We start from the raw sequence: 26,146 nt of genomic DNA on the forward strand, positions 1-26,146 counted from the left end.
TTTTAATGCGCTCGCTACGATCGCGGGTAGAGGGTATCCACTACAAATACCCAGCCACCGGCCACCGGCGCGGTCCACCCTTGCCGGCTGGCATGCGGTGCAATTTTGTGCGCCCTCAAGTAAGCCGGGGGATTCAGGATTACCGTTGAGTCTGCCCGAACGGCATGGGCCGCCGGCGCACCGATGGAGACCATCATGTCACATGTTGAAAGCAACCCTGAACCTGCCGGACCCGAACCGGCGCTGCAGATCAGTTCCGAAACGATCGTCTGGCGCCCCGGAGACCCGACCCGCAAGGACGCGTTTTTCATCCTGGTGATCAATAACCCGGCGCTCGAGCGGCCTTGGAATTCGGGCAATTTCGTCCCCGACATGGTCGGCGGCGCCGGCTCCGCCGATCACAGCCGGTTCATCAATTCGGCCCGCTATGTTGTCGATAACCTGTTCGGCAACACGCCGGGCCAGGCCGAAAAACTGCTGAGCGACTCGCCGCATGCGAACAAGATCAAGGTCGCCTCGATCTACGTGCGCGGGCTCCCCCCGAACAACGCCAGCGCGCTGGTCGGCGAAGAGGACTTTACCAGCACCGGCCTTCTGGTGCCGCGCCGCGACGCCGTGCCGGCGCTGCTGCGCACGTTGCTGGTGAACCCGGACATCGTGTTCATCGTCTCCAATTCGCCCACCAACACGCGCGCCGCCGCCTATTCAACCGACGACAACGACGCGAGGCCGGGCGACCCGTTTACCTACGACGGCCAGCGCCGGTTCCACCGTTACTTTCATACCGTCCCGGGAATGGCAGCGCTGCACACCACGTCCGATGCGCTGACCGCCGCGCATGAATTCGGCCACACCTTCTCCAGCTATACGAATGGCGTCATCACCGACCTCTACGTCGACGGCGATACCGCCTTCAACCGCAAGACGGGCCGGCCGATCCCGAATGTTTTCGCCACGTATAAAGGGGTAGCTTACGCCTCGGACAAGGAGCGCGACGGCCTGGGCTATCCGCCTGAGTGGGTCTCCTACCATCCCGCGCTGGTCGACCCGGCGCAGCCGGCGCTAATGGATAATTTTTTCTTTTCCGACGGTTTCGTCAGCAGCAAGCATGACCGCATCACCAAACGCTACATACTGGATCGGATCGAAGCGAAAGTCTTCAGACGCGAAAGGACATGACATGGTCGCCCCCCTCAAACCCCAACAAATCAACCAGGCCTTGCAGCGCGGCACCCGGGCCGAGCTGGACGAATTCGAACGCCTGGTCGCCGAACAGTTTGAAACCGCGCCGTCGCTGGTCAGCGGCCAGCAAGCGCCCCAAGCGCAGGCGAAATTCGACCGCCTGCGGGAACTCGGCAAAAAGCTGTTCGGCTGAAATTTACCGTCCGTACCAGTAGCGCGCGTGCTCGCGGCGGTAGCTGCTGGCCTGCACCTGCGCGCCGAAATGCAGCAGGACCGCGCCGTCCTCGTCGGTACGCAGGCGGCCGATGCCCATCTCGCGGTAGCGCTCGAATACCTCGGTCTTCGGATGCTGGTAGCGGTTGCGGTAGCCGACCTGGAACACGCCCAGCTTTGGCCCCACCGCCTGCAGAAAGGCTAACGTCGACGAGGTGCCGCTGCCGTGGTGCGGCGCCAGCAGCACGTCGGCGCGCAGCCTGTCGGGCGCGCCTTGCACCAGCTCGGCCTCTTGCGCGGCGCCGATGTCGGCCGCCAGCAGTATCGAATGGCCGCCGGCGCTGATGTGCAAGGTGCAGCCGCGCGCGTTCGATTTCACCGTCGGCCGCTCGTAGCTGGTCACGCTTGGCTGCAGCATCTCGAACTGCACGCCATCCCAGTGCCAGCGCTGGCCGGCCACGCAGCGGCTGTGTTGGGTAGCCGCGGCCACGATCGGGTGCGCCGCCGGCAGCGACGACGCCACCCAGCCGATTTTCACGGCCTGCATCACCGCCAGTGCGCCGCCAGCGTGGTCGACGTCGCTGTGGGTGATGACCATGCCGTCGAGCCGGTCGATGCCGCGCGCCTTGAGGTAGGGGACGATGACGCGATTGCCGCCATTCGATTCAGGCGAGTACAGCGGCCCGGCATCGTACAGCAGCCGGTGCGTCGCGGTTTCGATCAGCAGCGCCATGCCTTGGCCGACGTCGAAGGCAGTAACCGCAATCTGGCCCCGCAACGGTGACGACGGCAGGCTTGTTAGCAGCGGCAGCCACGCCATCGCGCCTACCCAGCGTTGCGGCCAGCCGCGCGGGGCCAGCATCCACAACGTGCCGGCCAGCGCAAAGCAGAACACCCAAGGCGTTGGCGTCGGCGCACTCCATACGGCCAGCGGGCCGGCGCCCAGCCACGCCAAAAAGGTCGCCAGCGCTTCCACCAGGAAGTGGGCGACGCCGAGCAGCACATTCGATACCGGCGCCGGCAGCATGGCGCCTGCCAGCGCCAGCGGCGTCACCACAAAACTAACCAGCGGGATCGCCACCGCGTTGGCGACCGGACTGACCAGCGACACCTGGGCGAACAGCAGCATCGTCAGCGGCAGCAGCCCGAGCGTGACGACATACTGCGTGTGCGCGCCGAGCTTGAGCGCGCTCCACCAGCCAGCCTGCGCGGCGCCGGTGCGCCCGACGGTGGCGAACAGGATCACGGCCACCGCGCCGAACGACAGCCAGAAGCCGGGCCACAGCACCGCCCACGGGTCGAACAGTACCACCACGCCGAGCGCGGCGCACAGCACGTGCGCGACGCCGGCGATGCGGCCCGACCACAGCGCCGCCGCCACCACGGCCAGCATGTACAGCGTGCGCTGGGCTGGAATGCCGAAGCCGGCCAGCAGCACGTACAGCAGCGCCGCGCCGAAGCCGGCCAGCGCCGCCGCCTTCTGCGCCGGCAGCAGCAGCGGCAACTGTAAGCCGGTGAAAAACGAGCGCCGCCACAGGCTTGAGGCCAGCAGCGCGAACAGGCCGGCGATCATGGTGATGTGCAGGCCCGATATCGAAATCAAATGGCCGATGCCGGTGCGGTTGAACACCACCCAGTCGGACTGGTCGATGGCGCGCTGGTCGCCGACCACCAGCGCGACGATCACGCCGGCATACGGCTTGCCGCTGAGAGCGCCCAGGATCCGTTCGCGCAAGGCGGCGCGGCAATGCTCGACGACGTTGCCGAAACTGAAGACGAAAGCATCGAGCCGGCGGTTTTTGTCGGCCTCAGGGCGCACGTAGCCGGTGGCGCGCACGCCCTGCCCGAGCTGCCACACCTCATAGTCGAAACCGTGGGGATTGGCGTTGCCGTGCGGCCGTTGCAGCCGCACCGTCAGCTGCCAGCGCTCGCCGGGTTGCACCGCGCCGACCTGTTTCGCCGCGCCGCCGCTCTGCGCCCCTGCCTGCTTGGATGCAGAGCGAAAACCCCCGTACCAGGCCAGCGCCACGCGCGGCGGCACGGCCATCGCCCTGCCAACGACCTGTTCGACCTTGAAATTGAAGCGCACGCCCTGATCGAACCGGTACGGCAGGCTGTCGATGGTGCCGATCAAGGTGACGTCGCGGCCTTCGTCGTCTTTGGCCAGTTGCGGCGCCAGGGCGGCCGTCGCAATCAGGGCGGCCCAGCTGAAACCCAGCAAGCCGCCGGCCACGGCGGCGCGCAGCGGACCGCGCAACGCCAGCAGCAACACGATGGCAAGCACCGCGCAAACGATTTGCGCTGCCTGGCCGGGCAAGACGGCCAGCGTCTGCAGGCCGGCTGCGCCGCCGACGAATCCGAGGATCGCACACCGCATGGTTTGACATTCGAGCCGAGAAGTCGTCCAGTGTCAGCGGCTTTCCACATAGCTGGATTGGGCGCGATCGAACAGCGCACGCGAACTGTTGAGATAAATCCTTGTCGGGATTTAGAAACGCCCAGGTCGCTTTAGAACTGTTCCCACTCATCAAGGACTGCGGGGGCTGTCCTCGGGCGCGTCGAAGCTGGCAGCACGGCGCGCGCCGGCGCGGCAATCCGCGAGCGTGGCGTTGCCCGGACCGCGGCCGGCGGCGAAATTGCCGCCATCTGCATGGCGTCGATGCGGAACACACCGACCACCTGCGACAGGTTGCTGGCCTGATCCAGCAGGCTCTCGGCGGCCGCCGCCGCTTGTTCCACCAGGGCCGCATTCTGCTGTGTGACCTGATCCATTTGGGCAATCGCCTGGTTGACCTGTTCGATGCCGGAGCTTTGTTCCAGGCTCGCCGACGAGATCTCGCCCATGATATCGGTGACGCGGCGGACGCTGGCGACGACCTCGTCCATCGTGCTGCCGGCATGGCCGACCAGCTTGCTGCCGGTTTCTACCTGCTGGACCGAGTTGTCGATCAATATCTTGATTTCCTTCGCCGCCGAGGCGCTGCGATGGGCCAGGTTGCGCACTTCGGTGGCCACCACGGCGAAACCTCGGCCCTGCTCGCCTGCACGCGCCGCTTCCACAGCCGCATTCAAGGCCAGGATATTGGTCTGGAACGCAATGCTGTCAATCACGCTGATGATGTCGACGATTTTTTTCGACGATTCATTAATCGACGCCATGGTACCGACAACCTGCGACACCACGGCGCCGCCCTTGAGCGCGACTTCACAGGCGGTTGCCGCCAGTTGATTGGCCTGGCGCGCATTGTCGGCATTCTGCTTGACCGTCGAGGTCAACTCTTCCATCGAGGCCGCGGTTTCCTCGAGCGAACTGGCCTGCTCTTCAGTGCGCGACGACAAATCCAGGTTTCCTGCTGCGATCTGGCCCGACGCGGTGGCGATGGTATCGGTACCGGTTCGCACTTCACCGACGATCTGGACCAGGCTCTCGTTCATGCCCTTTAACGCTTGCATCAGGCGGCCGGTTTCGTCCGTCGACAGCACCTCGATGCGCTGCGTCAGGTCGCCGCCAGCGATGCCGCCGGCTATCTTGACCGCAGCTTCCAAAGGCCGGGAAATGCTCCGAACCAACCAAATACCCACCAGCATTGCCAGCATCAGGCTGACCACGACTCCCGCGATACAAGCGTTGCGTACCAGTTGGTAGGTGTTTTGCGATTGGTCTGAGTCTTTTTTTGCAACGTCCAGCTGATATTGAATCAAGGCATCGATTCCCGTTTGGACAGGCACGAATAGCTGCATCATCGGCCCCTGCAGCGCCGCCGTAGCAGACTTGACATCTTCAGCGCGAAGAGCTGCAACCGCCGGCATGAGGCCCTCGGCAACGAATTTCTTGCGGTCGTACGAAAATTGATCGGCAAGTTTCTTCTCTTCAGGACTTAGGGGGGTAGCACTATAGTCATCCCATAGCTTGCCCACTGACTGGATATTCGCGTCCACTTCACTCATACGCTTGGCGCTGGCGGCAGGGTCGCTGGCGGCAGGGTCGCCGACGACAGACTCGGCAACCGCCAGCCGGTTCACGCTCAGCAGCCGCACGATCTTGTCCAGCTTCCCCATGGCGACGAGCCGATCTTCGTACATGGAGTGCGCCGCGTCATTGGCGAAGCTGAGGCTGATGATGCCGATCAGGGCGCCGATGATCAATTGCAGGGACAGGAAGGCGATTACGCAGATCAGCTTGGTCCGGATGGTGATGTTTTTTAGCATTATTTGGGTATCGACGTGAATGAATGAAGCATCATTAAGCAATTTCAACGAAAAATCGATGGATTCGGAGGCCGATTGGCTGCTGTCGACCGTGTTCGCTTTCAGCTACGCTCGTGCCGCCTTTCTCCTGTTAAAAGAGATAGTTTGTCTGAGCCACCAACACGCTTTTCGCGACAGCAGTAATCGCCCCATAGCTAGATGCAGAGGTGTTTTACTTTAACATTTTCCGTGACAATTTCCGTAGAGAAATTAACCTTCGTTTACTAAATACAACGGCGCCGAGTGGCGCCATATTGATGGACCCGTTGTCGACATCAGGCCGCCGAAATCCGCGACACGACATGATTTTAAGTGTTGAACATCATTACTTCGCTTGCACAGCGGCACGCAAACCGACCATAATCGGCCCATGAGTTCCATCGGCAACATGTCCCGCCGCGCAGTTTAACCGTTACTTGATCGCAATGCGCCCCCCCGACTTCGCCAGACTGTTTTACTCGCCCTCGATGGCCTTTCTGATTGCCGCCTTCATCGTGGTCGGATTGGCCTGCCTGTTTTTCAGCATCGGCTACGGCAAGCCGGATGCAAGTGCCGAACGCTACTGGAAAAAGCTGTCGCTGCTGGCGCACATGAGCGTCGGCGTCGGCCTGATTGGCCTGGCGGTATTCGCCGGCAGGATCAAGCTGGTCACTGATCACCAGGTCCTCGAGGGGCGGGTACGCGTCGCCGAAGCGGCTGTCGGCGAGCGGCTGCGCCTGACCGTGCTGCAAACCTGCGCACCCGTCTTGCGCCGCGCGGGCGCGCCGTACAATCCCGCCGTTGCAAAAAAAGAGTTGTGCGCCATCGCCCGCAGCTTGACCTCGATCGGCGCAGCGTCCCCGCTTGAGATCGACTGGGAAGCTGCCGCGCCGTCGCTGCGCAGTTTCAGCGGCAAATACCCCGGCTGCGTGCCGAATGTCTTCACCCGCCATTCCGATTGCGACGACACCGTCATTGTCGCCACCCGCCTCGCCGGCGACATCGCGATGGTAACGGCGGCAAAACAGTCGGCGCGTACCGACGAAGCGATGGCCGCGATGATCGAGGCGCCGGATGACCGGCATGAATGGCTGTTGCTGCTGCTGGCGTTCCTGATTGCCGCGGTCGGCGTGTCGATCAAGTGCGCGCGGGCGGCGTCCGAGTTGTTCGCCGCAAGGCGCTCAGGCGCCTGACAAGGCGGCCAGGCGCGGCAGCGCGGCCAGCGCGTTGTGCGTCGTCGCAAAGGCCAGCGCCTGCGGCGTCATCGCCCGCATCTCTGCCAGCGCCGCGCCAATCGCCGGCAGCTGTTCGGGGCTGTTGCGCGCCGGGTGGACCCAGGCCGGCGCGATATCGGGCGCGTCCGTCTCGAGCACGATCGCCTCCATCGGCAGCGTGGTGGCGAGCCGGCGTATCTGCAGCGCGCGCGTAAAAGTCATGGCGCCGCCGAAACCGAGCTTGAAGCCCAGGTCGATGAAGGCTTGCGCCTGCTGGAAACTGCCGTTGAAAGCGTGGGCAATGCCGCCGCCAGGAGCGATCTGGCGCACGTGCTTGAGCACCTGGTCTTGCGAGCGGCGCACGTGCATCAGCACCGGCAGGCCGAAGTCGCGCGCGATGCGCAGCTGCTGGCGAAAAAAGTAATCCTGCTTTTCGCGCATGGCCGGCTCGCACAGCATCGGGATGAAAAAATCCAGGCCGACCTCGCCGATCGCCACAAAACGCGGGTCGCCCAGCGCCGCTTCGACCTTCGCGCGCAGCACGGTCAGGTCATCCTCGCTCGCCCGCGGCACGCAGATCGGATGGATGCCGAGCGCGTAGCTGGCGTTCGGCGCCGTTGCGGCCAGCTGTGCGACGGCGTCGAAGTTCGCCCGCTCGACGGCCGGAATGACGATCATCGACACGCCGGCATCGCGTGCGCGCGCCGCCACCGTTGGCGCGGCGGCGCCGAATTCATGGGCATCAAGGTGGCAATGGGTATCAATCCACATAGTGATCCAGGTCCGGGTATCCCGACTACGCTTCGGCCGGCAGCAAGCCGTGCTCGGTCAGGCGCAGCACGCGGTCGCAGCGGTGCGCCAGTTCGATGTCATGGGTGACGATGACGAACGCCGTGCCGAGATGCTTCGACAGATCGAGCATCAGCGCGAAGATCGACTGCGCGGTGGCTGAATCGAGGTTGCCGGTCGGTTCGTCCGCCAGCACGCAGGCCGGCTGCGTCACCAATGCGCGCGCCAGGGCCACGCGCTGGCGTTCGCCGCCGGACAGTTCGCCCGGCACGTGGATGGCCCGCTGCGAGAGCCCCACACGCTCGAGGATCGCTGCCGCCTTTTTGACGGCAGAGGCGCGGTTCTCGCGCCGGATCAGGAGCGGCATGGCGACGTTGTCGAGTGCGGAGAACTCCGGCAGCAGGTGGTGGAACTGGTAGACGAAACCGAGCGAGCTATTGCGCAAGTCACCGCGCTTTGTTTCCGACAGGGTGGCGAAATCTTTCCCCTGCAAGGTCACCGATCCCGTGGTCGGGGTATCGAGCCCGCCCAGCAGGTGCAGCAAGGTCGACTTGCCGGAGCCGGAGGCGCCGACGATGGCGACGTGCTCGCCGCGGCGGACGTCGAAATCCACCTTGTCGAGCACCTTCACCTGGTAGGCACCCTGGGTATAGGTTTTGCCCAGGCCGCGGCACGACAGCACCGGCGCTTGCACTGGCGCTTGTAGCGGCTGGTTTACCGAATTATTCATAGCGCAGCGCCTCCGCCGGTTTGACGCGCGAGGCGGCAAAACTCGGGTACAACGTCGCCACGAAGGCCAGGCCGATGGCCACGCCGGCGATCCCGAACACATCCGGCCAGCGCAGGTCGGACGGCAACGCGCTGATGAAGTAGATATCTTTCGAAAGGAACTGGATTGCCAGAACCCGTTCGATGAACGGGATGATCACGTCGATATTGAGCGCCAGCAGGACACCCCCAGTCACCCCGGCCACGGTGCCGGCGATCCCGATCAGCGCCCCCTGGATCATGAAGATCTTCATGATCGAGCGCGGCGAAGAGCCGAGGGTGCGCAGGATCGCGATATCGGCCTGCTTGTCGGTGACCGTCATCGCCAGCGTGGCCACCAAATTGAATGCGGCAACCGCGATGATCAGCACCAGGATAATGAACATCATCTTCTTCTGGCTTTGCACGGCCGCAAACCAGGTCGGGTTGTGCTTGCCCCAGTCGACGAACACCAGGTCGCGCGACATGGTGCGGCCAAGTTCCTGCGCCACCCGCGGCGCATCGTGCAGGTCGGCGATGCGCAGGCGCAGGCCGACCGGCGCATCGAGGTTGGCAAGCGCCTGTGCATCGGCCATGTGTACGAAGGCCAGGCCTGAATCGTATTCGAAGTGGCCCGCCTCGAAAATGCCGACGACCGTAAAATTGACCATGCGCGGCGCCATCGCTGACAACGCCCCTGGTGCCGTGCCTCCCGCCGTGCTTCCGTTTGGCGCCGTCGCCAGCGTGACCTTGTCGCCGACCTTTAGCGCCAGCGAACGGGCCAGTTCGATGCCGAGGACGATGTTCATTTCGCCGGCCCGCAAGGCATCGAATTTTCCCTCGACGATCTTGCCTGGCACGTCCGACACCTTCGATTCCTCTTGAGGCAGCACGCCGCGCAGGATCGCCGGCTTCATGACGCCGTCCGACATCAGCATGCCGGACGTTTCGGCAAACGGCGCCGCGCCCCTGACGGCGCCGTTCTGCAACACTTGTTTCATCCTTGCCTGCCAGTCGGGCATGCTGCCGCGCGCATTGTAGACTTCGATGTGCGCCACCACCGACAGCATGCGGTTCGTGACTTCCTTTTGAAAGCCGTTCATCACCGACAACACCACGATCAGCGCGGCCACGCCGAGCGCGATGCCCGACACCGAAATGAGCGAGATGAACGAGATGAAGCTGTTGCGCGCGCTGCGCTTGCCGGCGCGCGTGTAGCGTATGCCGACGGCCCATTCGTACGGCAGTTTGTCGATGAAACTCATGAATTGGCGCCGCTGAAAAGTGTTGATGGTGGTGCTGACAGTACGGATTCCTCTGCCTGCAGCCCGTGTTCGGTCAAGCGCAGCACGCGGTCGCAGCGGCGCGCCAGTTCGATATCGTGGGTGACGATCACAAACGCCGTGCCCAGCGTGCCAGAGAGCTCGAGCATCAATGCGAAGATCTGCTGGGCGGTGGCTGAATCGAGGTTGCCGGTCGGTTCGTCCGCCAGCACGCAGGCCGGTTGCGTCACCAATGCGCGCGCCAGGGCCACGCGCTGGCGCTCGCCACCGGACAGCTCGCCCGGCACGTGGATGGCGCGTTTTGACAGCCCGACACGCGCCAGGATCGCCGCCGCCTTCTCAAGCGCGGTGGCGCGCTTTTCGCGCCGGATCAGGAGCGGCATGGCGACGTTGTCGAGCGCCGAAAACTCCGGCAGCAGGTGGTGGAACTGGTAGACGAACCCGAGCGAGCTGTTGCGCAGGTCGCCGCGCTTTGTCTCCGACAGGGTGGCAAAGTCAAGCCCCTGCAAGGTCACCGATCCCGTGCTCGGCGTATCGAGCCCGCCCAACAGGTGCAGCAAGGTCGACTTGCCCGAGCCGGAGGCGCCGACGATGGCGACGTGCTCGCCGCGGCGGACGTCCAAATCCACCTTGTCGAGCACCTTTACCTGGTAGGCGCCCTGGGTGTAGGTCTTGCCCAGTCCCCGGCACGCCAGCACAGGGGCTTGAACCGGCTTGCTTACAGACTCATTTACAGACTCATTCATAGCGCAGCGCCTCCGCCGGTTTGACGCGCGAGGCCGTGAAGCTGGGGTAGATCGTCGCCAGGAATGCCATCAGCACGGCAATGCCGCCGATGCCGAACACGTCCGGCCAGCGCAGGTCCGACGGCAAGGCGCTCACCTGGTATATATCGCTTGGCAAAACCTGGGTCCCGAACAGCTGTTCGAAGAACGGCACGATGACGTCGATATTGAGCGCCACCACGGTGCCAAGAGCGACCCCGGCCAGGGCGCCGAGGATCCCGATCACGGCGCCCTGGATGATAAATATTTTCATGATCGAGCGCGGCGACGAGCCGAGCGTGCGCAGGATGGCGATGTCGGCCTGCTTGTCCGTCACCGTCATCACCAGGGTCGACACCAGATTGAATGCGGCCACGGTGATGATCAGCGCCATCACGATGAGCATCATCTTTTTTTCCGTCTGCACGGCGGCAAACCAGGTCTTGTTCTGCTTGGACCAGTCGCGCACTTCCAGGTGCCCGGGCAGGCTGGCCTGCAGCTGCTGCGCGACCTCTATCGCCTGGTGCATGTCGGCGATGCGCAGGCGGATGCCGGACGGCGCGCTCAGGCGCTCCATCTTCTGCGCGTCTTCCATGTGGACGAAAGCCATGCCGTTATCGAATTCGTAGTGACCAGCTTCGAACACGCCGACCAACGTAAACGAGCGAATGCGCGGCACCATGCCGGCCGGCGTCACCTGGGCCTGGGCCAGCGCCATGGTCACCTTGTCGCCGATCTGCAGGCCCAGCGAGCGCGCCAGCGCGTAGCCCATCACGATATTGAATTGACCTGGCTTGAGCGCCGCCAGGCTGCCCTGGGTGAGCGTTTTGGCGACGTCGGAGACGTTCGGTTCATCAAGCGGCAGCACGCCGCGGATCATCGCCGGGCGCATGCCGCCTTCGCGCAGCAGCATGCCCTGGGTCTGGACAAACGGCGCCGCGCCCTTGACCGCCGGGTTCTTGAATGCGTCTTTCATCACGTCCTGCCAGTTGCCCATGCTGGCGCCTGGATCGAGCACTTCGATATGCGCCAGCACCGACAGCATGCGGTCGGTGACGTCCTTGCGAAAGCCGTTCATCACCGACAGGACGACGATCAGCGCGGCGACGCCGAGCGCGATGCCGGCCACCGAGATCAGGGAAATGAACGAAATGAAGCTGTTGCGGCTACTGCGCCGCCCGGCGCGCGTGTAGCGCAAGCCGACCAGCCATTCGTACGGCAGATTGTCGATGATACTCATGAGCTCCGGCGGGTAGATCCTTGTGAGGACGCAGTGTGCCATACAAAGCAGGTACACAACAGAGCTTGACACTATTGAATCATTGCCGGCCTCCCCCTGGCGCCGGATTAGCGTCGCGGGCGGCCGATGGCCTACAATGAGTACATGACTGAAATTACACTTGTCCTGCCGTTCGCCCTGCCCCCACCCGAGCTTGCCCCCGACCTGGTACGCGCGCTCGATGCGCCTGTTCTGGCGGCACTGTTGTCGCGCACCTCGTCGCAGCAGGCCAATGCGGCCGCCGCGGACGCGCGCGCGCTGCCGCACGAGCTGTGGCTGGCCCGCTCGCTCGGCCTGGCGGCCGGGCGCACCCTGCCGTTCGCGGCGGCGGCGATGCGCGGTTACGGGCTCGACCCGGCCGCAGGCAACTGGTTCATCGTCAACCCGGCCCACATCGTCATCTCGCGCACCTTTCTGATGATGACCGACAGCCGCCGCCTGGGGCTGGTCGAATCGCATTCGCGAGCCCTGTTCGACAGCGCCCGGCCGTATTTCGACGACCGCGGCCACACCCTGTTGTATGGCGACGCCATGACCTGGTTCATGCGCGCCGACGGCTGGGCCGCGCTCGACACCGCCTCGCTCGATGCCGCCACCGCCATGAACCTGACCGACTGGCTGCCGCTTGGAGAACGCGCACTTGATTACCGCAAGCTGCAAAACGAAGTGCAGATGCTGTGGCATGGCCACCCCGCCAATGTCGAACGCGAAGCGCGCGGTTTTGGCGCCATCAACTCGTTCTGGCCATGGGGTGGTGCCAGCGGGCTCGACGTGGCTTCGCCGACGTCGAACCTGGCCTGCGCCGGCGCGCCGCCCTGGCTGGCGGCCATCGCGCACAAGCACGGCGCCTCGTTTACCGAGCTGCTGGCGGCGGGGCGCGACTTCACGTTCTGCGACGCCAGCCTGATGGAAGCTGCGCTCGCCGCCGACTGGGCCGCCTGGCTGCAGCATATGCAGCGCTTCGAAAAAGACTTGTTTACCCCGCTGCTTGGCGCGCTTGCGGGCAGCGCCGGCAAGGCGCGCCTGGTGCTCAGCCACCGCAACGCCCTCGCTGAATTCACCACAACGTCGCTGGCGCAACGCAAGTTCTGGCGCCGCCCGACCCTCGACCGATTGCTGCCATGACCCGCATTACCACCCGCCCTTGCCCGTTCCGTACTTCCGAGATGCTGCGCCAGGACGGCGTGCATCCGGTGCTGGCGCGCCTGTACGCTTCGCGCGGTCTGACCGATGCGCGCGAGCTGTCGACCGAACTGGCGGCGTTGATCGCCCCCGCTGGCCTGCTCCACATCGATGCCGCCGCGGTGTTTTTGGCCGACGCCATCGCCGCCAACAAGAAGATGGTGATCGTCGCCGACTACGACTGCGACGGCGCCACCGCCTGCGCCACCGCCATGCGCGGCCTGCGCTCGATGGGTGCCATCGTCGACTTCATCGTGCCGAACCGCTTCGAATACGGCTATGGCCTGACGCCCGAGATCGTCGCACTGACGGCGCGCGAAAAGTCGCCCGACATCATCATCACCGTCGACAATGGCATCGCCAGCATCGACGGCGTGGCGGAGGCCAATCGGCGCGGCATCGAGGTCGTCGTCACCGACCACCACCTGCCGGCCGATACGCTGCCGCAAGCGCGCGTGATCGTCAACCCGAACCAGCCCGAATGCGGCTTTCCCAGCAAGCACCTGGCCGGCGTGGGCGTCGTGTTCTACGTGCTGCTGGCGCTGCGCGCCGAACTGCGCCGCCGCGGCGTGTTCGATGCCGCCAGCCAGCCGAAACTCGACAGCCTGCTCGACCTGGTGGCGCTGGGCACTGTTGCCGACGTCGTGCGGCTCGACCCGAACAACCGCATCCTGGTCGCCCAGGGCATCAAGCGGATGCGCGCCGGGCGCATGCACGCCGGCGTGGCAGCGCTGTTTCGCGTCGCCGGGCGCGAGGCGCGCGTCGCCTCGCCGTTCGACCTTGGTTTTGCGCTCGGCCCGCGCCTGAACGCCGCCGGCCGCCTCGACGACATGTCGCTCGGGATCGAATGCCTGGTCACCGACGACGAAGGGCGTGCCTGGGCCATCGCCCAGCAGCTCAACGACATCAACCTGCGGCGCCGCGAAATCGAAGCCGATATGCAGGATACTGCCCTGCTCCACCTCGACGACTTCCAGCCTGCCACAAGCAGCACCATCAGCGTATTCGACGCCGGCTGGCACCAGGGCGTGATCGGCATCGTCGCCTCGCGCCTGAAAGAAAAATTCTTCCGCCCGACGATTACCTTCGCCCCCGGGCAGGACGGCTGGATCAAAGGCTCCGGCCGTTCGATTCCGGGCTTTCACTTGCGCGATGCGCTCGACCTGGTGTCGAAACGCGCGCCCAGCCTGATCGACAAATTCGGCGGCCACGCGATGGCGGCCGGATTGACCATCCGCGCCGACGCCTTCGACGCATTTTCGGCCGCTTTCGAGGCGGTCGGCCAGGCCTGGCTCAGCGCCGCCCAGCTCGAGCGCGTGATCGAAACCGACGGTCCGCTCGAAGACGCCTACTACACCACCGGCTTCATCGACCTGCTCGACAGCCAGGTGTGGGGCCAGGGCTTCGCGCCGCCCGTGTTCTGCGACGAATTTCGCGTCGTCAGCCAGCGCATCCTGAAGGAGCGCCACCTCAAGTTGTTACTTGAGCGCAACGGCCAGCGCTACGACGCCATCTGGTTCGGCCACACCGCCTCGCTCGGCGAGCGCGCCCGCGTCGCCTTCCGGCTCGACGCCAACGAATACAACGGCGTTACCAAGGTGCAGCTGATGGTCGAGCACGCGGAAGCGGCCTGACCTCGGCTCACCGCTTTATGCGATCGCACACACGCGCGTCAGTCGGCACATCAGCTACGCACATGCTGACTATCGCCTGATCACTTCGTCATCAGGTAATTAACGTCGGACGAGCCATCCGGTTGCCGGAGCCAACCTTGTGCTTCGTAAAATCGATCCGCTCTCGTGCCGGCACCCGTGCTCAGGCGAACACAGTCATGACCCAGTTCGAACAGCCACTCCACGGCCAGCCTGAGCAAAGTCTTTGCGAAACCGCATCCTTCGTGTGCCGGACTGACGAATAATGCCCAAATAGACGATTTTTCCCCGTCTGCGTAGCAAAAAGCGACGATTTCTCCCTTACTCTCGGCGACCCAGCCACGTCCCGATTTTTCAAGATAATCTTCATACATCTGTACGGTAATGCGGGCCGGGTCCGATAGTGTATTTTCAGCGACGGCGAGCCGAATTGCCGACATCGAAGGGATGTCGCTGCTGTTTGCCTGTCGATACAAGGGGATGTCATTCGGTCGCACTATGTCGGGGTCAAGTTTGCGCAACATTGATTATATGGAAACTTTTAGCGCGACGGGTGGTTAAACAAGCCTGGCGTGCTATTCGCCGGCGCCAGCCCGGCTGGCGTAACGCGACAAACTGGTCTTTTGAAAAATTCTCGTTACAATGCGACACGACTTAACCAGGCTGCAGAATGACAACTGAATCGACAAAAAAAAACGGCATCGCCACCCTGACCTTGGGCGCCATTGGGGTGGTGTACGGCGACATTGGCACAAGCCCGCTTTACACCATGAAAGAGGTATTTTCTCCCGCGCATGGGATTGCTGTGTCGCCGGCGAACGTGATTGGCGTGGTGTCACTGATTTTATGGTGCCTCATCGTGGTCATTTCGCTCAAATACGTGACGCTGGTGCTGAGGGCCGACAATAGGGGCGAAGGCGGAATCATGGCGCTGACGGCCCTGGCGCTGAAATCGGTAACGCAAAATTCCCGATTTTATTACCCGGTCATGTTGCTCGGCATGATCGGTGCCGGCCTGTTTTTCGGCGATGGCGTCATTACCCCTGCGATTACCGTGCTGTCGTCGATCGAAGGGATCGAGGTGGCAACGCCCGCATTCAAACCTTACGTGATTCCGGTGACACTTGCCGTGCTGGCCGGCCTGTACTGGGTCCAGCACCGCGGCACAGGTGGCATCGGCAAATGGTTTGGCCCCATCGTGCTGGTATGGTTTACGACGCTGGCGGCAATGGGTGTGGTGAACATCGTTGAGAACACCGAGATCCTGGCGGCGTTAAATCCTTTGTATGCTTTCAACTTCCTGCGTGCAAATGGATGGTTCGCTTTCGTCGCGTTGGGCGCCGTTGTGCTGGCGCTGACGGGCGCCGAAGCCTTGTACGCCGATATGGGCCATTTCGGGCGCAAACCGGTACGACTGGCGTGGTTTTCTGTGGTTTTTCCTGCGCTGGCACTGAACTATCTTGGCCAAGGGGCAATGCTGCTATCGAACCCGGCAGCAGCTGTCAATCCCTTCTTTTACCAGCTCGGTGAGTGGAGCATCTACCCGCTCGTTGCACTTTCAACGGTAGCGGCGGTAGTGGCATCCCAGGCGACGATTTCCGGCGCCTTCTCGGTCGCCCAACAGGCGATCTCGCTGGGCTTTTTGCCGCGTATGCAAATTTTGCACACCTCAAGCCAGGAGCAAGGACAAGTATATATTCCTTTGGTGAACTGGCTGCAGTTCGGGGCGGTCGTATTTGCCGTCGTCGCTTTTGGCTCATCGACGAATCTGGCATCGGCGTATGGCATCGCCGCCACCGCCACCATGCTGACGACAACGCTGCTGACCTTCTTCGTGGTCAGGTATGGCTGGAACTACCCGTGGTTTGTCGCCATCGGCGCTACGTCTTTCTTTCTCGTGTTCGACGTCACGCTGTTCGCCTCGACCAGTCTCAAGATCGTCAGTGGCGGCTGGTTCACATTGGTGATCAGCGCGATCATGGTGACCATCATGCTTACCTGGCGTAAAGGGCGCGAGCTGGTCTTCGACAATTTAAAGGCTCACCTCATTCCCCTGCCGGAATTTCTTGGAAGTCTGTTTAACACGCCGCCGCATCGGGTTCCGGGTACGGCGGTCTTTTTCAGGACGGAAGGAGACGGTGTTCCTCACGCGATGCTCCACAATTTGCTGCACAACAAGGTCCTTCACGAGCGCGTCGTCTTCCTGACAGTAATCTCGACCGATATTCCGTTTGTGCCGACCTCGGAGCGCATCAAGGTAGAACCGCTGGGAAATGATTGTTATCAGGTCGATCTGTTGTATGGCTTTGTTGAGTCCCGCAACGTGCCTGCTGATCTGGAATTGGCTGCGCAGTATGGGTTGGCCTTCGAGCCGATGGAGACCTCGTATTTTATTGCGCGGCAAAACATCATAGCGACCCCAGGAGCCGGGATGGCGATGTGGCGAGAAGGTCTGTACGCCTCGATGGCTAGAAATGCGCGCGATGCGGCAGACTATTTCAAACTGCCTTCGAACCGTGTGATCGAGCTCGGCACGCAAGTGGAAATTTAGCGGATGACAAAAGAACACAAGGTGCGTCGCTTGCGCTTTAATTTTAAAAGGAGTATAAAACATCCTTAACCGGAGTAATCATGAATCTCGCTTACGCCTATCCAAAAAGTCGCTTCGAGCCCGCCGTCCTGGTCGACCTGAACCAGCGCGCCGAGCGCGAGCGGCTCTCGAAGTCCGCCTTGAAGGGGTTTTTCAGGCTGGCCGCGGCCTGGCAATTGCGCGACGAAGACGCCCGCGAACTGCTCGGCGGCCTGTCCTCATCCGCCTTTTACGAATGGAAGAAGAACCCGCAACGGGTGCTGGAGGTGGACCGCATCACCCGCATCTCCTACCTGATCGGTATCTACAAGGCGCTGCACATCCTGTACGGCGACAAGCTGGCCGACGAGTGGGTCGGCCTGCCCAACAAAAACCCGGTATTCGGCGGGCGCACCCCGCTGTCGCAGATGCTGGCCGGTGGCATTTTGGCGATGCAGACGGTGCGTAAGCTCCTCGACGCGCGGCGCGGGGGCCTGTGAGTTGGCCGCGGCACCGAAACAGACCGCGCTGCGCCAGTTCGATACCTGCTGGCTGATCCCGTCGCGCTTCGCCGATGCCGAGGACTCGGTCCTGGCGCCGCTGGCGGACCATAACGACATGCTGGGCGACCTGTTCGACCTCGACAACGCCACCAACGAGCGCCTGCGCGGCGAATACGGCGGCCTGCCCAGCATCGGCGTCGATGAACTGGTGTTCGGCGTGCCCAATTTTCGCATCATCAACGCCGCTTTTACGTACGCCCGCCCCGAGGGCAACCGCTTCAGCGACGACGAACGCGGCGCCTGGTACTGCGCGTTCGAGCCGGAAACGGCGCTCGCCGAGATCATCTTCCACAAGACGGTCGAGTACCAGGAGATCGACCGCTTCGACGACAGCGTCTGCTACCAGACCATGCTGGCCGATTTTACCGCCACCTTCCACGACCTGCGCGGCGCGCGCGGCAATGCCCGGGTACTCGCGCCCGACAGCTACATCGCTTCGCAAGAGCTGGCCGCCGAGCTGCTGGAAGCCGGCTCGATGGGAGTGATTTTTCCCAGCGTGCGGCGCACCAACGGCACCAACCTGGCGTGCTTTCGACCGGCCCTGGTGGGGAACGTGCGCAAGGGCCGCGCGTATCGGTTAACATGGGCGGGTTCGCCGACGCCAGGCGTCGAGTCGATCTGACCGAGTCGATCTGACCGAGTCGATCTGACCGAGTTTATCTGACCAATTTTTTTTACCGTGCTTATGAATACCAATCCCGATAACGATACCGAACTGCGCATCAAGATCAACCGCGAGACCGCGCGCCTGCCGTGGGCCGAACTGGAGCGCCACTTTGCCCAGGGCACGGTGGTGTTCGTCAGCCCCGACCTGGACCTGATCGACGTCGCGGTGCGCATTTCGCACGACGACAAGGACAGCATTGCGCGCTGGATGGCCGACTCCAGGGTCGGCAAGGTAACGGTCGAACAGGCACAAGCCTGGAGCGAAGGGCAAGCCGTGCTGTGGACCGCGGTGGTCAGCCCGTTCGTGCTGGTACAGGCGGAGAAGGCGAAGCTAAATTAGGCTGCGCCCTGGAGGTGAGAAATGGGGTCCCGCGTGCGCGAGCACGCCGTGCATGCCGGGCGGTCATGGCGCATGCGGAGACCTCGTTAGTGCGCAAACCGCTCAAGCTTATTGCGACAGATCGACCGAGTACAACGCGAACCCCTTGCCGCCGCCATCGTCAAGCCGCAGCAGCGCCACATTGTTCAGTCCCGCCGCCCGCGCCAGTTCGATCATGCCCGGCTTTGATCGAAACACCACCGGCCCGGCCGTCTTCACCTTTGCGAAGCGCCAGCTGCGCTGCACCCCGTGCGCGGCGGCCGTCAGCTGCTTTGCCGTCTTGATGTACGCGATCAGCACGTCACGGTTGGCGTCGGGCGAAGCGAGCACCGTCTTGCTGCCGTCGAGCCCCGGAAAACCGCCGCCGCCGCTGGCCCGGTAGTTATTCGTCGCCACGATGAACTGCTGCATTGGCTCGACGGCCTTGCCGCGGTAGGCCAGCTTGCCGATGCGCCGGCCTATTGGCTGCGTGACGTCGATCTCGTAGCTGACGTCGGCCGAGGTCAGTGTGTCGAAGTTATAGCTTGGAAAACCAGAATTGACCAGCTCCTGCGCCGCATTTTTCGCCGGGTCGATCGTATTGAAGCGCGCCGCACCGTGCTCCAACCAGGCTGCGAGGCCGGCGCCGTCGACCTTTACCGCATGCAGCGAATTCGGATACAGGTACAGGTCGGCCGCGTTGTTGAGCGCCACGCTGCCGGCCGGGACATCGGTGAAATCGCTCACGCCCGCCGAGCCGATCTTGAACGCCGCCGCCATCGATAGCACCGGCAGCGCCGCGTACTGCGGCAAGTTCGCCTTGACGTAGCGCGCCACGTAGTCAAGCTGCGCATGGTTGACGATGGCGATCGCCGACATGTCGCCGACGTCGGCGAAATAGCTCGACATGCGGTAGTCGCTGGTGCCAAGCGGCGTCTTGACGTACGCGATGGTGGCCGCGTGCTCGCCGGCGATCAGCGCCGCCACTTGCGCATCCGGCGCGACGAACGATTGATCGGCGCGCTGGGTGCTGCGCGCCTCGACCGTGGTCAGGCGCTTGTCGACCAACCAGCGCGCGCCGTCGTAGTTCAGGTGCAGCTTGATGACGCCGAGATGCTTGCCCCACAAATTGGCCATCGTCGTCGGCACGCCGTTGACGGTGCCGGCCACCTTGTCGACGCCGGGCAGCTTGAATTGTTCGACACGGCTGGCAGCATCCGGGAACACCTGGTGCGAGTGGCCGATCAGCATGGCGTCGATGCCAGCCACCTTCGATAAATGGTAGTTGCCGTTCTCCATCGACAGCGAATACGCGGCCGCGTCCAGTCCGCCGTGCGAGATCGCAATCACCAGGTCGGCGCCCTCGGCGCGCATTTGCGGGATGTATTTCAGCGCCGTTTCAACCACGCCTTCGGTGTAGACCTTGCCCTCGAGCCAGCGCTGGTCCCAGGCCACGATGGTCGGCGGCGTGAAGCCGATGATGCCGATGTTGACAATCGCACTGACCGGTTTGCCGTGCGCATCGAACGCGCTGACCTGCTTGGAAATGATGCGGTACGGCGCGAACAGCTGGGTTTGGGTCTTGCTGCTGTAGACATTGGCCAGCACTTGCGGGAAAGCCGGCCCGGCGCAGCGCGGCCTGGCTGGATCGACGCCGTCGACGTCGAAGCGGCTGCCGGTGACCTGGTTCAGGTAAGCCAGGCCGTAGTTGAACTCGTGGTTGCCGATGCCGCTGCCCTCCACGCCGAGCTGGTTCATGACCTTGTAGACGGCCAGCGTCTGGTCGCATCGCAGCGGCCCACCAGCGCCTGGTAATCGGCCAGCGCGGTGCCCTGGATGGTGTCGCCGTTATCGAGAAGCAGCGTGTTGGCGTACTCCTTGCGCGCTTGTGCGATCAGCGTGGCGGTGCGGTCCAGCCCGAACGACGGGTCCGGCGCCAGCTTGTAATAGTCGTAGCCGAGCAGGTTCGAATGGACGTCGGTGGTTTCCAGCACCGCCAGCACCGCGGTTGCGCCGGCGGCGACCGGGGACGGGGCGCCGCCCCCGGTCGCCGCGCAGGCGCTGATCAGCAAGGAGAGAGGCAGGCAGTACTGAGCACGCATGGCAAGGTTCCTTGGGAAAGATGAGGATCGACCGCATGATACGCAGTGCGCCGCCCGGCAACAAGCTTGATGCCGGGGGACTGCCGCGACATCAACGGCGACAGCGTGATCGATATCCGCGACGCACGGGCGGCGCAGGGTCTGCGCTAAACTGGGCGGAGGACGAACATCCACCGCCCAACGCCAGATCGGTGCCCTTGGCGCGCTCGCCGGGGAACACAGCCGAGCGCGGCGAACTCGACAGGCGCTATGCGCAATCAATCAGTTTCCTCACAGTTCGCCATGGCTTTCTATCGAGGTATTTTTCACCACCGCCAGCCAATAGGCGACGGCCAGTGCGAGCACTAGCGCAGCGGTGGCGAACACATAGTCAGAACTGACCACTTTGTAATCCAACACAATGACCTTGCGGGCGACTGCCATAAACGCCGTCGCCAGGACAACTTTGATATGGATGACGTTATCGCGCAGATAGCTGGCGATGTTGATGAAGATTTCGATTGCAATCAGCACGGCCATGAACGCGCCGAAGACGGCCAAAATATCGCTGATTTCAAGCAGGTAGTACGGATGGGCGGCAATGCGTGAATACAGCACGTAGCCGACATCTGCCACCCCCCACCAGATCACCATTACCATCAGCACGGCCAGGATTCGCACGGCAAAGCGTATCAATTTCACCAGCACCTTGATGAGAGGATCGTTCAAGGGCAATGGAGGCTGCGGGGGCGTAATATTTTGGCTCATCTGGATCTCCTGCTGACATGGCCGCAACGATAGATTTCGATTGTAATATGAGAGTACCGCGATCTTGTGCCATGCTGATCAAAGCGCTTCAAGCGCGCGGCCATGTCGTCGCCATGACCGGCCCGATGCTACCCACGCAATTGCTTTGGATTAATCTGGTCACTGCCCTGTTTTTGCGGCTGACTGCAGCGGTGCGCCGCGCGACCCTGAAGAAGCGCTGTTCACCCACTCGCCGCTGATGCGTACCGAAATGGTGACGCTCATCTCGCTCGCCGGCGCATTCGGGCTGTTGGCGTGAAAAAAGGCATTGCGGGCACGAACCTCGACGAAGTCCGGCTACGCTGTCGAGTCGATACCTCAACCGGTCCCGGGCGTCCCCTTCGGGTATAATCGACGGTTCGATTCATCTCATTCAAGACCGGAAAAAACGCCATGGAAGCCGAACGCATCAACGCCCTCTCCGCCCTGCTCAACGACCTGACCGGTCGCGAAGCCGAACTTCGGAGGTATCTTTGACTACGATAAAAAGTCAGAGAAGCTCGAACAAGTCAACGAAGAACTAGAAGATCCGACCGTCTGGAACGATCCTAAACGCGCCCAGGAACTCGGCAAAGAGAAAAAAGCGCTGGAAGGCGTCGTGCATACGCTGCAAAAAGCCGATGCCAGCTTAAAAGATGCGCACGATTTGTTCGGCATGGCGCGCGAAGAAAACGACGACGACACGCTCGAAGCCGTCATCGTCGATGCCGATGCCATCAAGCTGGTCGTCGAAGGCATGGAATTTCGCCGCATGTTCGGCCATCCAATGGACCAGAACAACTGCTTCATCGATATCCAGGCCGGCGCCGGCGGTACCGAAGCCCAAGACTGGGCCTCGATGCTGCTGCGCCAGTACCTGCGCTATTGCGAGCGCAAGGGTTTCAAGGTCGATATCCTCGAGCAGTCCGACGGCGAAGTCGCCGGCATCAAGACCGCCACGCTCAAGGTCGAGGGCGAGTACGCCTACGGCCACCTGCGCACTGAAACCGGCGTGCACCGGCTGGTGCGCAAGTCGCCGTTCGACTCGGCCAACGGCCGCCACACCTCGTTCACGTCCCTGTTCGTGTACCCGGAAGTGGACGATTCGATCGAGATCGACGTCAATCCGGCCGATATCCGGGTCGATACCTACCGCGCATCCGGCGCCGGCGGCCAGCACATCAACAAGACCGACTCGGCGGTGCGCATGACGCACGGCCCGACCGGCATCGTGGTGCAGTGCCAGAACGACCGCAGCCAGCACCGCAACCGCGCCGAAGCGATGGAAATGCTGAAGGCCAAGCTGTACGAGCACGAGCTGCGCAAGCGCATGAGCGAGCAGCAAAAGCTGGAAGACTCGAAGACCGACGTCGGCTGGGGCCACCAGATCCGCTCGTACGTGCTGGACCAGTCGCGCATCAAGGACTTGCGCACTAATTTCGAAACGGGCAACACCAAGGGCGTGCTGGACGGCGACCTCGACGAGTTCATCGCCGCTTCGCTCAAACAGGGCGTCTAGCCGATGGCCCGCGAAAAAACCGCTTTCATCTTCGACATGGACGGCACCATCGTCGACAACATGGTCTACCACACGCAATCGTGGATCACGTTTTTCGAGCAGCGCGGCATGGCGATCGATGCCGACGCGTTCTTTCGCACCACGGCCGGGCGCCAGGGCAAGGAGATCATCCGCGCCCACCTGGGCGAACACCTGGGCGACGACGAAGTGGCGCGACTGAACGTCGAGAAGGAAGCGGTTTACCGCGACCTGTACGGCCCGCACCGCAAGACCGTCGCCGGTTTCGATGCGCTGGTCAACCGCGCCAGGATGGAAGGCGTGGTGCTGGCCGTGGCGACCGCCGCGCCCGACGCCAACATCGAGTTCACGCTTGACGGGCTCGACTTGCGGCGCCATTTCGACGTCGTTGTCGGCGCCGCCAATGTCGCGCGCGGCAAGCCCCATCCCGACGGCTTCCTGCTCGCCGCCGAGCGCTGCGCAATCGCGCCCGAACATTGCATCGTGTTCGAAGACGCGCCGCTGGGCGTGGAAGCGGCGCGCCGCGCTGGCATGCGCTGCGTGGTGCTGACCACTACCCTGCCGGCCGCGGCGTTTGCCGATTTCGACAACGTCGTCGCCATCGCCGCCGATTTTTCGGGCCTCGATATCGACGCCCTGTTCGCCGCCTGATCAGCGCCGTTCGCTACAATAAACCTCACACACCAGACTCTCATGACCACCGACATCGTAGACCAGGCCGCGCAACCGGCCGACGAAAACAAGATCATCGCCGAGCGCCGCGCCAAGCTGGCCGCGCTGCGCGAAAAGGGCGTTGCCTTCCCCAACGACTTCCGTCCGCAGCACAAGGCCGCCGCCTTGCACGCCGAGTTCGGCGACAAGACGCGCGAAGAACTCGAAGCGAACCCGGTCGCCGTCGTGCTGGCCGGGCGCATGATGCTCAAGCGCGAAGCGGGCAAGAAGGCCGCCTTTGCCACGCTGCAGGACGCGTCGGGCGCGCGCGCCGATGGCCGCATCCAGATCTACGCCACGCTCGACCTGACGGGAGCGGCCGCCATGGAAGCGCTGCACCACTACGACCTGGGCGACATCCTCGGCGTCGAGGGCACGCTGTTCAAGACCAAGACCGACGAACTGACCGTCAAGGTCACCACCCTGCGTTTGATCACCAAGTCGCTGCGCCCGCTGCCGGACAAATTTCACGGCCTGGCCGACCAGGAAACCAAGTACCGCCAGCGTTACGTCGACCTGATCATGAGCGAAGAGACGCGCCGCACCTTCAAGGCGCGCACTGCCGCAATGTCGTCGATCCGCCGCTTTATGGAAGAAAACGACTTCATGGAAGTCGAAACACCGATGCTGCACGCCATCCCCGGCGGCGCCGCGGCCAAGCCCTTCGTCACCCACCACAACGCGCTCGACATGGAGATGTTCCTGCGTATCGCTCCCGAGCTGTACCTCAAGCGCTTGGTGGTCGGCGGTTTCGACCGTGTGTTCGAGGTGAACCGCAACTTCCGCAATGAAGGCGTGTCGCCGCGCCACAATCCAGAATTCACGATGATGGAGTTCTACGCCGCCTACACCGATTACCAGTGGATCATGAATTTTACCGAAGCGGTGATCCGCCGGGCCGCGGTCGACGCCCACGGCACCGCCCAGCTGACCTACGGCGGGCGCGAGCTGGACTTGTCAAAACCGTTCCACCGCATGACCATCGTCGAAGCGATCAACAAGTACGCACCCGGCTACAGCCATGAGCAGCTGCACGACATGGTGTTTTTGAAAGCCGAGCTGCAGAAATTCGGCGTCAAGCCGTTCGCGACGTCGGGCCTGGGTTCCTTGCAGCTGTCGCTGTTCGAAGAAACCGCCGAAGCGCAGTTGTGGGAGCCGACCTTCATCGTCGACTACCCGGCCGAAGTGTCGCCGCTGGCGCGCGCCTCCGACACGGCGCCCGGCATCACCGAGCGCTTCGAGCTGTTCATGGTCGGGCGCGAAATCGCCAACGGTTTTTCGGAGCTTAACGACGCCGAAGACCAGTCGGCGCGCTTCCTGGCGCAGGTCGCGGCCAAGGACGCGGGCGATGAAGAGGCGATGTTCTACGACGCCGACTACATTCGCGCGCTCGAATACGGCATGCCGCCGGCCGGCGGTTGCGGTATCGGCATCGACCGCCTGATAATGCTGATTACCGATTCGCCGAACATCCGCGACGTGATTTTGTTCCCGCATTTGCGCCGGGAAGAGTAAAGCCTTGTATTAAGCGCCTACCCGAAATAAATTGTGGATGTCTATGGCCCGGCACACACGGGCGACGTCATCTGCCAGCGATCAGCGTCATCATTTCAGGGTAATTGTAAATCGCACTGTGCGGCGCAGGGTGCAAGGCGATAGCGACCATTGCTTGAGCAATCTCAGTGGTCCGAATAGAACGGAACTTCGCCGGCGTTAACGGCGCAAAGAGCGGCAGAACAGCTGAGAGTAGCCACGGAGTATGCCGGGAGTCGATAATTATGGCTGGACGAAAGATGCTCACGACGGCCGGTCCCTGTCTTCTTACGGCTGCTTCAGCCTCGCCTTTGACGCGAGAATAGCGCGCCATTCCTGCCGCACCCGAACCGGTAGTTTTGGAATGAGGGTCGGCACCGATTGCCGACATGAAGACCAGATGTTGGACTTTTCCTGACGCCTTCAGGCCCCGGGCAAATGCTGCATTGAGATCGACATCGACGGCACGGTGCGCTTCTAAAGAAAGTTGCGCAGTGCCAGACCCGACCCCTAAAACACTGAACCCAAGTACCTCGCCGCCAAGCTCGCGCAGTGCGTCGACAACAGCTTGACTCAGCTCGTTTGGCGCCATATCAGGCACTAGCCGCTCTTCAACCTGCGCGCCTGATTGTAAATTGAGTGGCCGCCGCGTCATGATAAGAATCCGGCTGAAACCGCCACAGCGCACTACTTCGGCGAGGAGGGCCTGCCCAACTGATCCTGATGCCCCCAAGATAATTGCGGTTCTACCAGACATAGTTTGCTCCAATCGAAAGATCAACTTCCTACGGGACTAATAACCATCCGAAT

23 protein-coding genes and 1 pseudogene are annotated in these 26,146 nt (G+C 62.9%); 13 read left to right on the plus strand and 11 right to left on the minus strand.

What is annotated here, in order from left to right; all coding sequences use genetic code 11:
• Positions 1 to 195: 195 nt before the first annotated feature.
• The gene (locus tag CR103_RS05045; RefSeq protein WP_143752518.1) at positions 196 to 1,179 is read left to right on the plus strand and encodes a hypothetical protein; all 984 of its coding nucleotides are present in this window, start codon (positions 196 to 198) and stop codon (positions 1,177 to 1,179) included.
• Position 1,180: 1 nt separating this feature from the next.
• Positions 1,181 to 1,375: a hypothetical protein gene (locus CR103_RS05050; RefSeq protein ID WP_099914924.1), complete on the plus strand. Its 195-nt coding sequence runs from the start codon at positions 1,181 to 1,183 to the stop codon at positions 1,373 to 1,375.
• A gap of 3 nt (positions 1,376 to 1,378) precedes the next feature.
• Here the strand turns inward: CR103_RS05050 and CR103_RS05055 are convergent, their stop codons facing one another.
• Both CR103_RS05055 and CR103_RS05060 read right to left on the minus strand, forming a co-directional pair.
• Entirely contained in the window at positions 1,379 to 3,772 is a 2,394-nt protein-coding gene (locus CR103_RS05055) for a DNA internalization-related competence protein ComEC/Rec2 (RefSeq protein WP_099914925.1), read from the minus strand.
• A 131-nt stretch (positions 3,773 to 3,903) separates the two neighbouring features.
• Entirely contained in the window at positions 3,904 to 5,604 is a 1,701-nt protein-coding gene (locus tag CR103_RS05060; RefSeq protein WP_099914926.1) for a methyl-accepting chemotaxis protein, read from the minus strand.
• 464 nt (positions 5,605 to 6,068) lie between these two features.
• Here CR103_RS05060 and CR103_RS05065 point away from each other — a divergent pair, with 464 nt between their 5' ends.
• Positions 6,069 to 6,815 carry a hypothetical protein gene (locus CR103_RS05065; RefSeq protein WP_143752519.1) on the plus strand — a complete coding sequence of 249 codons (747 nt, stop codon included), beginning with the start codon at positions 6,069 to 6,071 and terminating at the stop codon, positions 6,813 to 6,815.
• Here CR103_RS05065 and CR103_RS05070 read toward each other — a convergent pair.
• The 5 genes from CR103_RS05070 to CR103_RS05090 are packed head-to-tail and all read right to left on the minus strand — an operon-like array spanning position 6,804 to position 11,659.
• Complete coding sequence (locus tag CR103_RS05070; protein ID WP_099914928.1) at positions 6,804 to 7,607, minus strand: TatD family hydrolase; 804 nt, start codon at positions 7,605 to 7,607, stop codon at positions 6,804 to 6,806. The genes CR103_RS05065 and CR103_RS05070 overlap by 12 nt on opposite strands.
• Positions 7,608 to 7,632: 25 nt before the next feature.
• Complete coding sequence (gene lolD, locus CR103_RS05075; protein WP_099914929.1) at positions 7,633 to 8,355, minus strand: lipoprotein-releasing ABC transporter ATP-binding protein LolD; 723 nt, start codon at positions 8,353 to 8,355, stop codon at positions 7,633 to 7,635.
• Entirely contained in the window at positions 8,348 to 9,637 is a 1,290-nt protein-coding gene (locus CR103_RS05080) for a lipoprotein-releasing ABC transporter permease subunit (RefSeq protein ID WP_099914930.1), read from the minus strand. Before CR103_RS05080 ends, lolD (CR103_RS05075) begins: the two co-directional genes overlap by 8 nt.
• Positions 9,634 to 10,401: a lipoprotein-releasing ABC transporter ATP-binding protein LolD gene (gene lolD / locus CR103_RS05085; protein ID WP_099914931.1), complete on the minus strand. Its 768-nt coding sequence runs from the start codon at positions 10,399 to 10,401 to the stop codon at positions 9,634 to 9,636. The genes CR103_RS05080 and lolD (CR103_RS05085) overlap by 4 nt, the downstream gene beginning before the upstream one ends.
• On the minus strand, positions 10,394 to 11,659 hold the full coding sequence (locus tag CR103_RS05090; RefSeq protein WP_099914932.1) for a lipoprotein-releasing ABC transporter permease subunit: 1,266 nt from the start codon (positions 11,657 to 11,659) through the stop codon (positions 10,394 to 10,396). The genes lolD (CR103_RS05085) and CR103_RS05090 overlap by 8 nt, the downstream gene beginning before the upstream one ends.
• A 144-nt stretch (positions 11,660 to 11,803) precedes the next feature.
• Here CR103_RS05090 and CR103_RS05095 point away from each other — a divergent pair, with 144 nt between their 5' ends.
• Together CR103_RS05095 and recJ are read left to right on the plus strand one after the other, a co-directional pair.
• On the plus strand, positions 11,804 to 12,823 hold the full coding sequence (locus CR103_RS05095) for a hypothetical protein (protein WP_099915016.1): 1,020 nt from the start codon (positions 11,804 to 11,806) through the stop codon (positions 12,821 to 12,823).
• Positions 12,820 to 14,514 carry a single-stranded-DNA-specific exonuclease RecJ gene (gene recJ, locus CR103_RS05100; protein ID WP_099914933.1) on the plus strand — a complete coding sequence of 565 codons (1,695 nt, stop codon included), beginning with the start codon at positions 12,820 to 12,822 and terminating at the stop codon, positions 14,512 to 14,514. Before CR103_RS05095 ends, recJ begins: the two co-directional genes overlap by 4 nt.
• A gap of 80 nt (positions 14,515 to 14,594) precedes the next feature.
• On the opposite strand, the gene CR103_RS05105 is transcribed toward recJ, so the two are convergent.
• On the minus strand, positions 14,595 to 15,008 hold the full coding sequence (locus tag CR103_RS05105) for a GNAT family N-acetyltransferase (protein ID WP_307719676.1): 414 nt from the start codon (positions 15,006 to 15,008) through the stop codon (positions 14,595 to 14,597).
• A gap of 194 nt (positions 15,009 to 15,202) precedes the next feature.
• On the opposite strand from CR103_RS05105, the gene CR103_RS05110 reads away from it, so the two are divergent.
• The 4 genes from CR103_RS05110 (at position 15,203) to CR103_RS05125 (ending at position 18,670) form a co-directional block, all read left to right on the plus strand.
• The gene (locus CR103_RS05110) at positions 15,203 to 17,083 is read left to right on the plus strand and encodes a potassium transporter Kup (RefSeq protein ID WP_099914934.1); all 1,881 of its coding nucleotides are present in this window, start codon (positions 15,203 to 15,205) and stop codon (positions 17,081 to 17,083) included.
• Positions 17,084 to 17,163: 80 nt separating this feature from the next.
• Positions 17,164 to 17,601, plus strand: coding sequence for an antitoxin Xre/MbcA/ParS toxin-binding domain-containing protein (locus CR103_RS05115; RefSeq protein WP_099914935.1), 438 nt, complete (start codon positions 17,164 to 17,166; stop codon positions 17,599 to 17,601).
• Position 17,602: 1 nt separating this feature from the next.
• The gene (locus tag CR103_RS05120) at positions 17,603 to 18,286 is read left to right on the plus strand and encodes an RES family NAD+ phosphorylase (RefSeq protein ID WP_099914936.1); all 684 of its coding nucleotides are present in this window, start codon (positions 17,603 to 17,605) and stop codon (positions 18,284 to 18,286) included.
• A gap of 63 nt (positions 18,287 to 18,349) precedes the next feature.
• On the plus strand, positions 18,350 to 18,670 hold the full coding sequence (locus CR103_RS05125; protein ID WP_099914937.1) for a DUF2288 domain-containing protein: 321 nt from the start codon (positions 18,350 to 18,352) through the stop codon (positions 18,668 to 18,670).
• A gap of 108 nt (positions 18,671 to 18,778) precedes the next feature.
• Here the strand turns inward: CR103_RS05125 and CR103_RS05130 are convergent.
• Together CR103_RS05130 and CR103_RS05135 are read right to left on the minus strand one after the other, a co-directional pair.
• A pseudogene (locus CR103_RS05130) lies at positions 18,779 to 20,790 on the minus strand (bifunctional 2',3'-cyclic-nucleotide 2'-phosphodiesterase/3'-nucleotidase).
• A gap of 270 nt (positions 20,791 to 21,060) precedes the next feature.
• The gene (locus CR103_RS05135; RefSeq protein WP_099914938.1) at positions 21,061 to 21,537 is read right to left on the minus strand and encodes a phosphate-starvation-inducible PsiE family protein; all 477 of its coding nucleotides are present in this window, start codon (positions 21,535 to 21,537) and stop codon (positions 21,061 to 21,063) included.
• A gap of 71 nt (positions 21,538 to 21,608) precedes the next feature.
• Between CR103_RS05135 and CR103_RS22470 the strand changes: the two genes are divergently transcribed.
• The 4 genes from CR103_RS22470 to lysS all read left to right on the plus strand — a co-directional run bounded on the left by CR103_RS22470 (position 21,609) and on the right by lysS (position 25,318).
• Positions 21,609 to 21,776, plus strand: a complete 168-nt coding sequence (locus tag CR103_RS22470; protein ID WP_180279282.1) for a hypothetical protein — start codon at positions 21,609 to 21,611, stop codon at positions 21,774 to 21,776.
• Positions 21,777 to 21,969: 193 nt separating this feature from the next.
• Positions 21,970 to 23,074 (plus strand): peptide chain release factor 2 gene (gene prfB, locus CR103_RS05140; protein ID WP_143752520.1). Its coding sequence is split into 2 segments (ribosomal slippage): positions 21,970 to 22,050 and positions 22,052 to 23,074, totalling 1,104 coding nucleotides; the frame shifts between segments, so codons are not numbered across the junction.
• A gap of 3 nt (positions 23,075 to 23,077) precedes the next feature.
• A complete protein-coding gene (locus CR103_RS05145) occupies positions 23,078 to 23,743 on the plus strand; it encodes an HAD family hydrolase (RefSeq protein ID WP_099914939.1) in 666 nt (221 codons plus the stop codon).
• A gap of 42 nt (positions 23,744 to 23,785) precedes the next feature.
• Positions 23,786 to 25,318 (plus strand): lysine--tRNA ligase, encoded by a 1,533-nt coding sequence (gene lysS / locus CR103_RS05150; RefSeq protein WP_099914940.1) that lies wholly within the window; start codon positions 23,786 to 23,788, stop codon positions 25,316 to 25,318.
• A gap of 67 nt (positions 25,319 to 25,385) precedes the next feature.
• On the opposite strand, the gene CR103_RS05155 is transcribed toward lysS, so the two are convergent.
• Entirely contained in the window at positions 25,386 to 26,093 is a 708-nt protein-coding gene (locus tag CR103_RS05155; protein ID WP_143752521.1) for an NAD(P)H-binding protein, read from the minus strand.
• Positions 26,094 to 26,146: the final 53 nt, after the last annotated feature.

Source organism: Massilia psychrophila, from assembly GCF_002760665.1.
In the GTDB taxonomy this organism is placed as follows: Bacteria; Pseudomonadota; Gammaproteobacteria; order Burkholderiales; family Burkholderiaceae_D; genus JAFCUW01.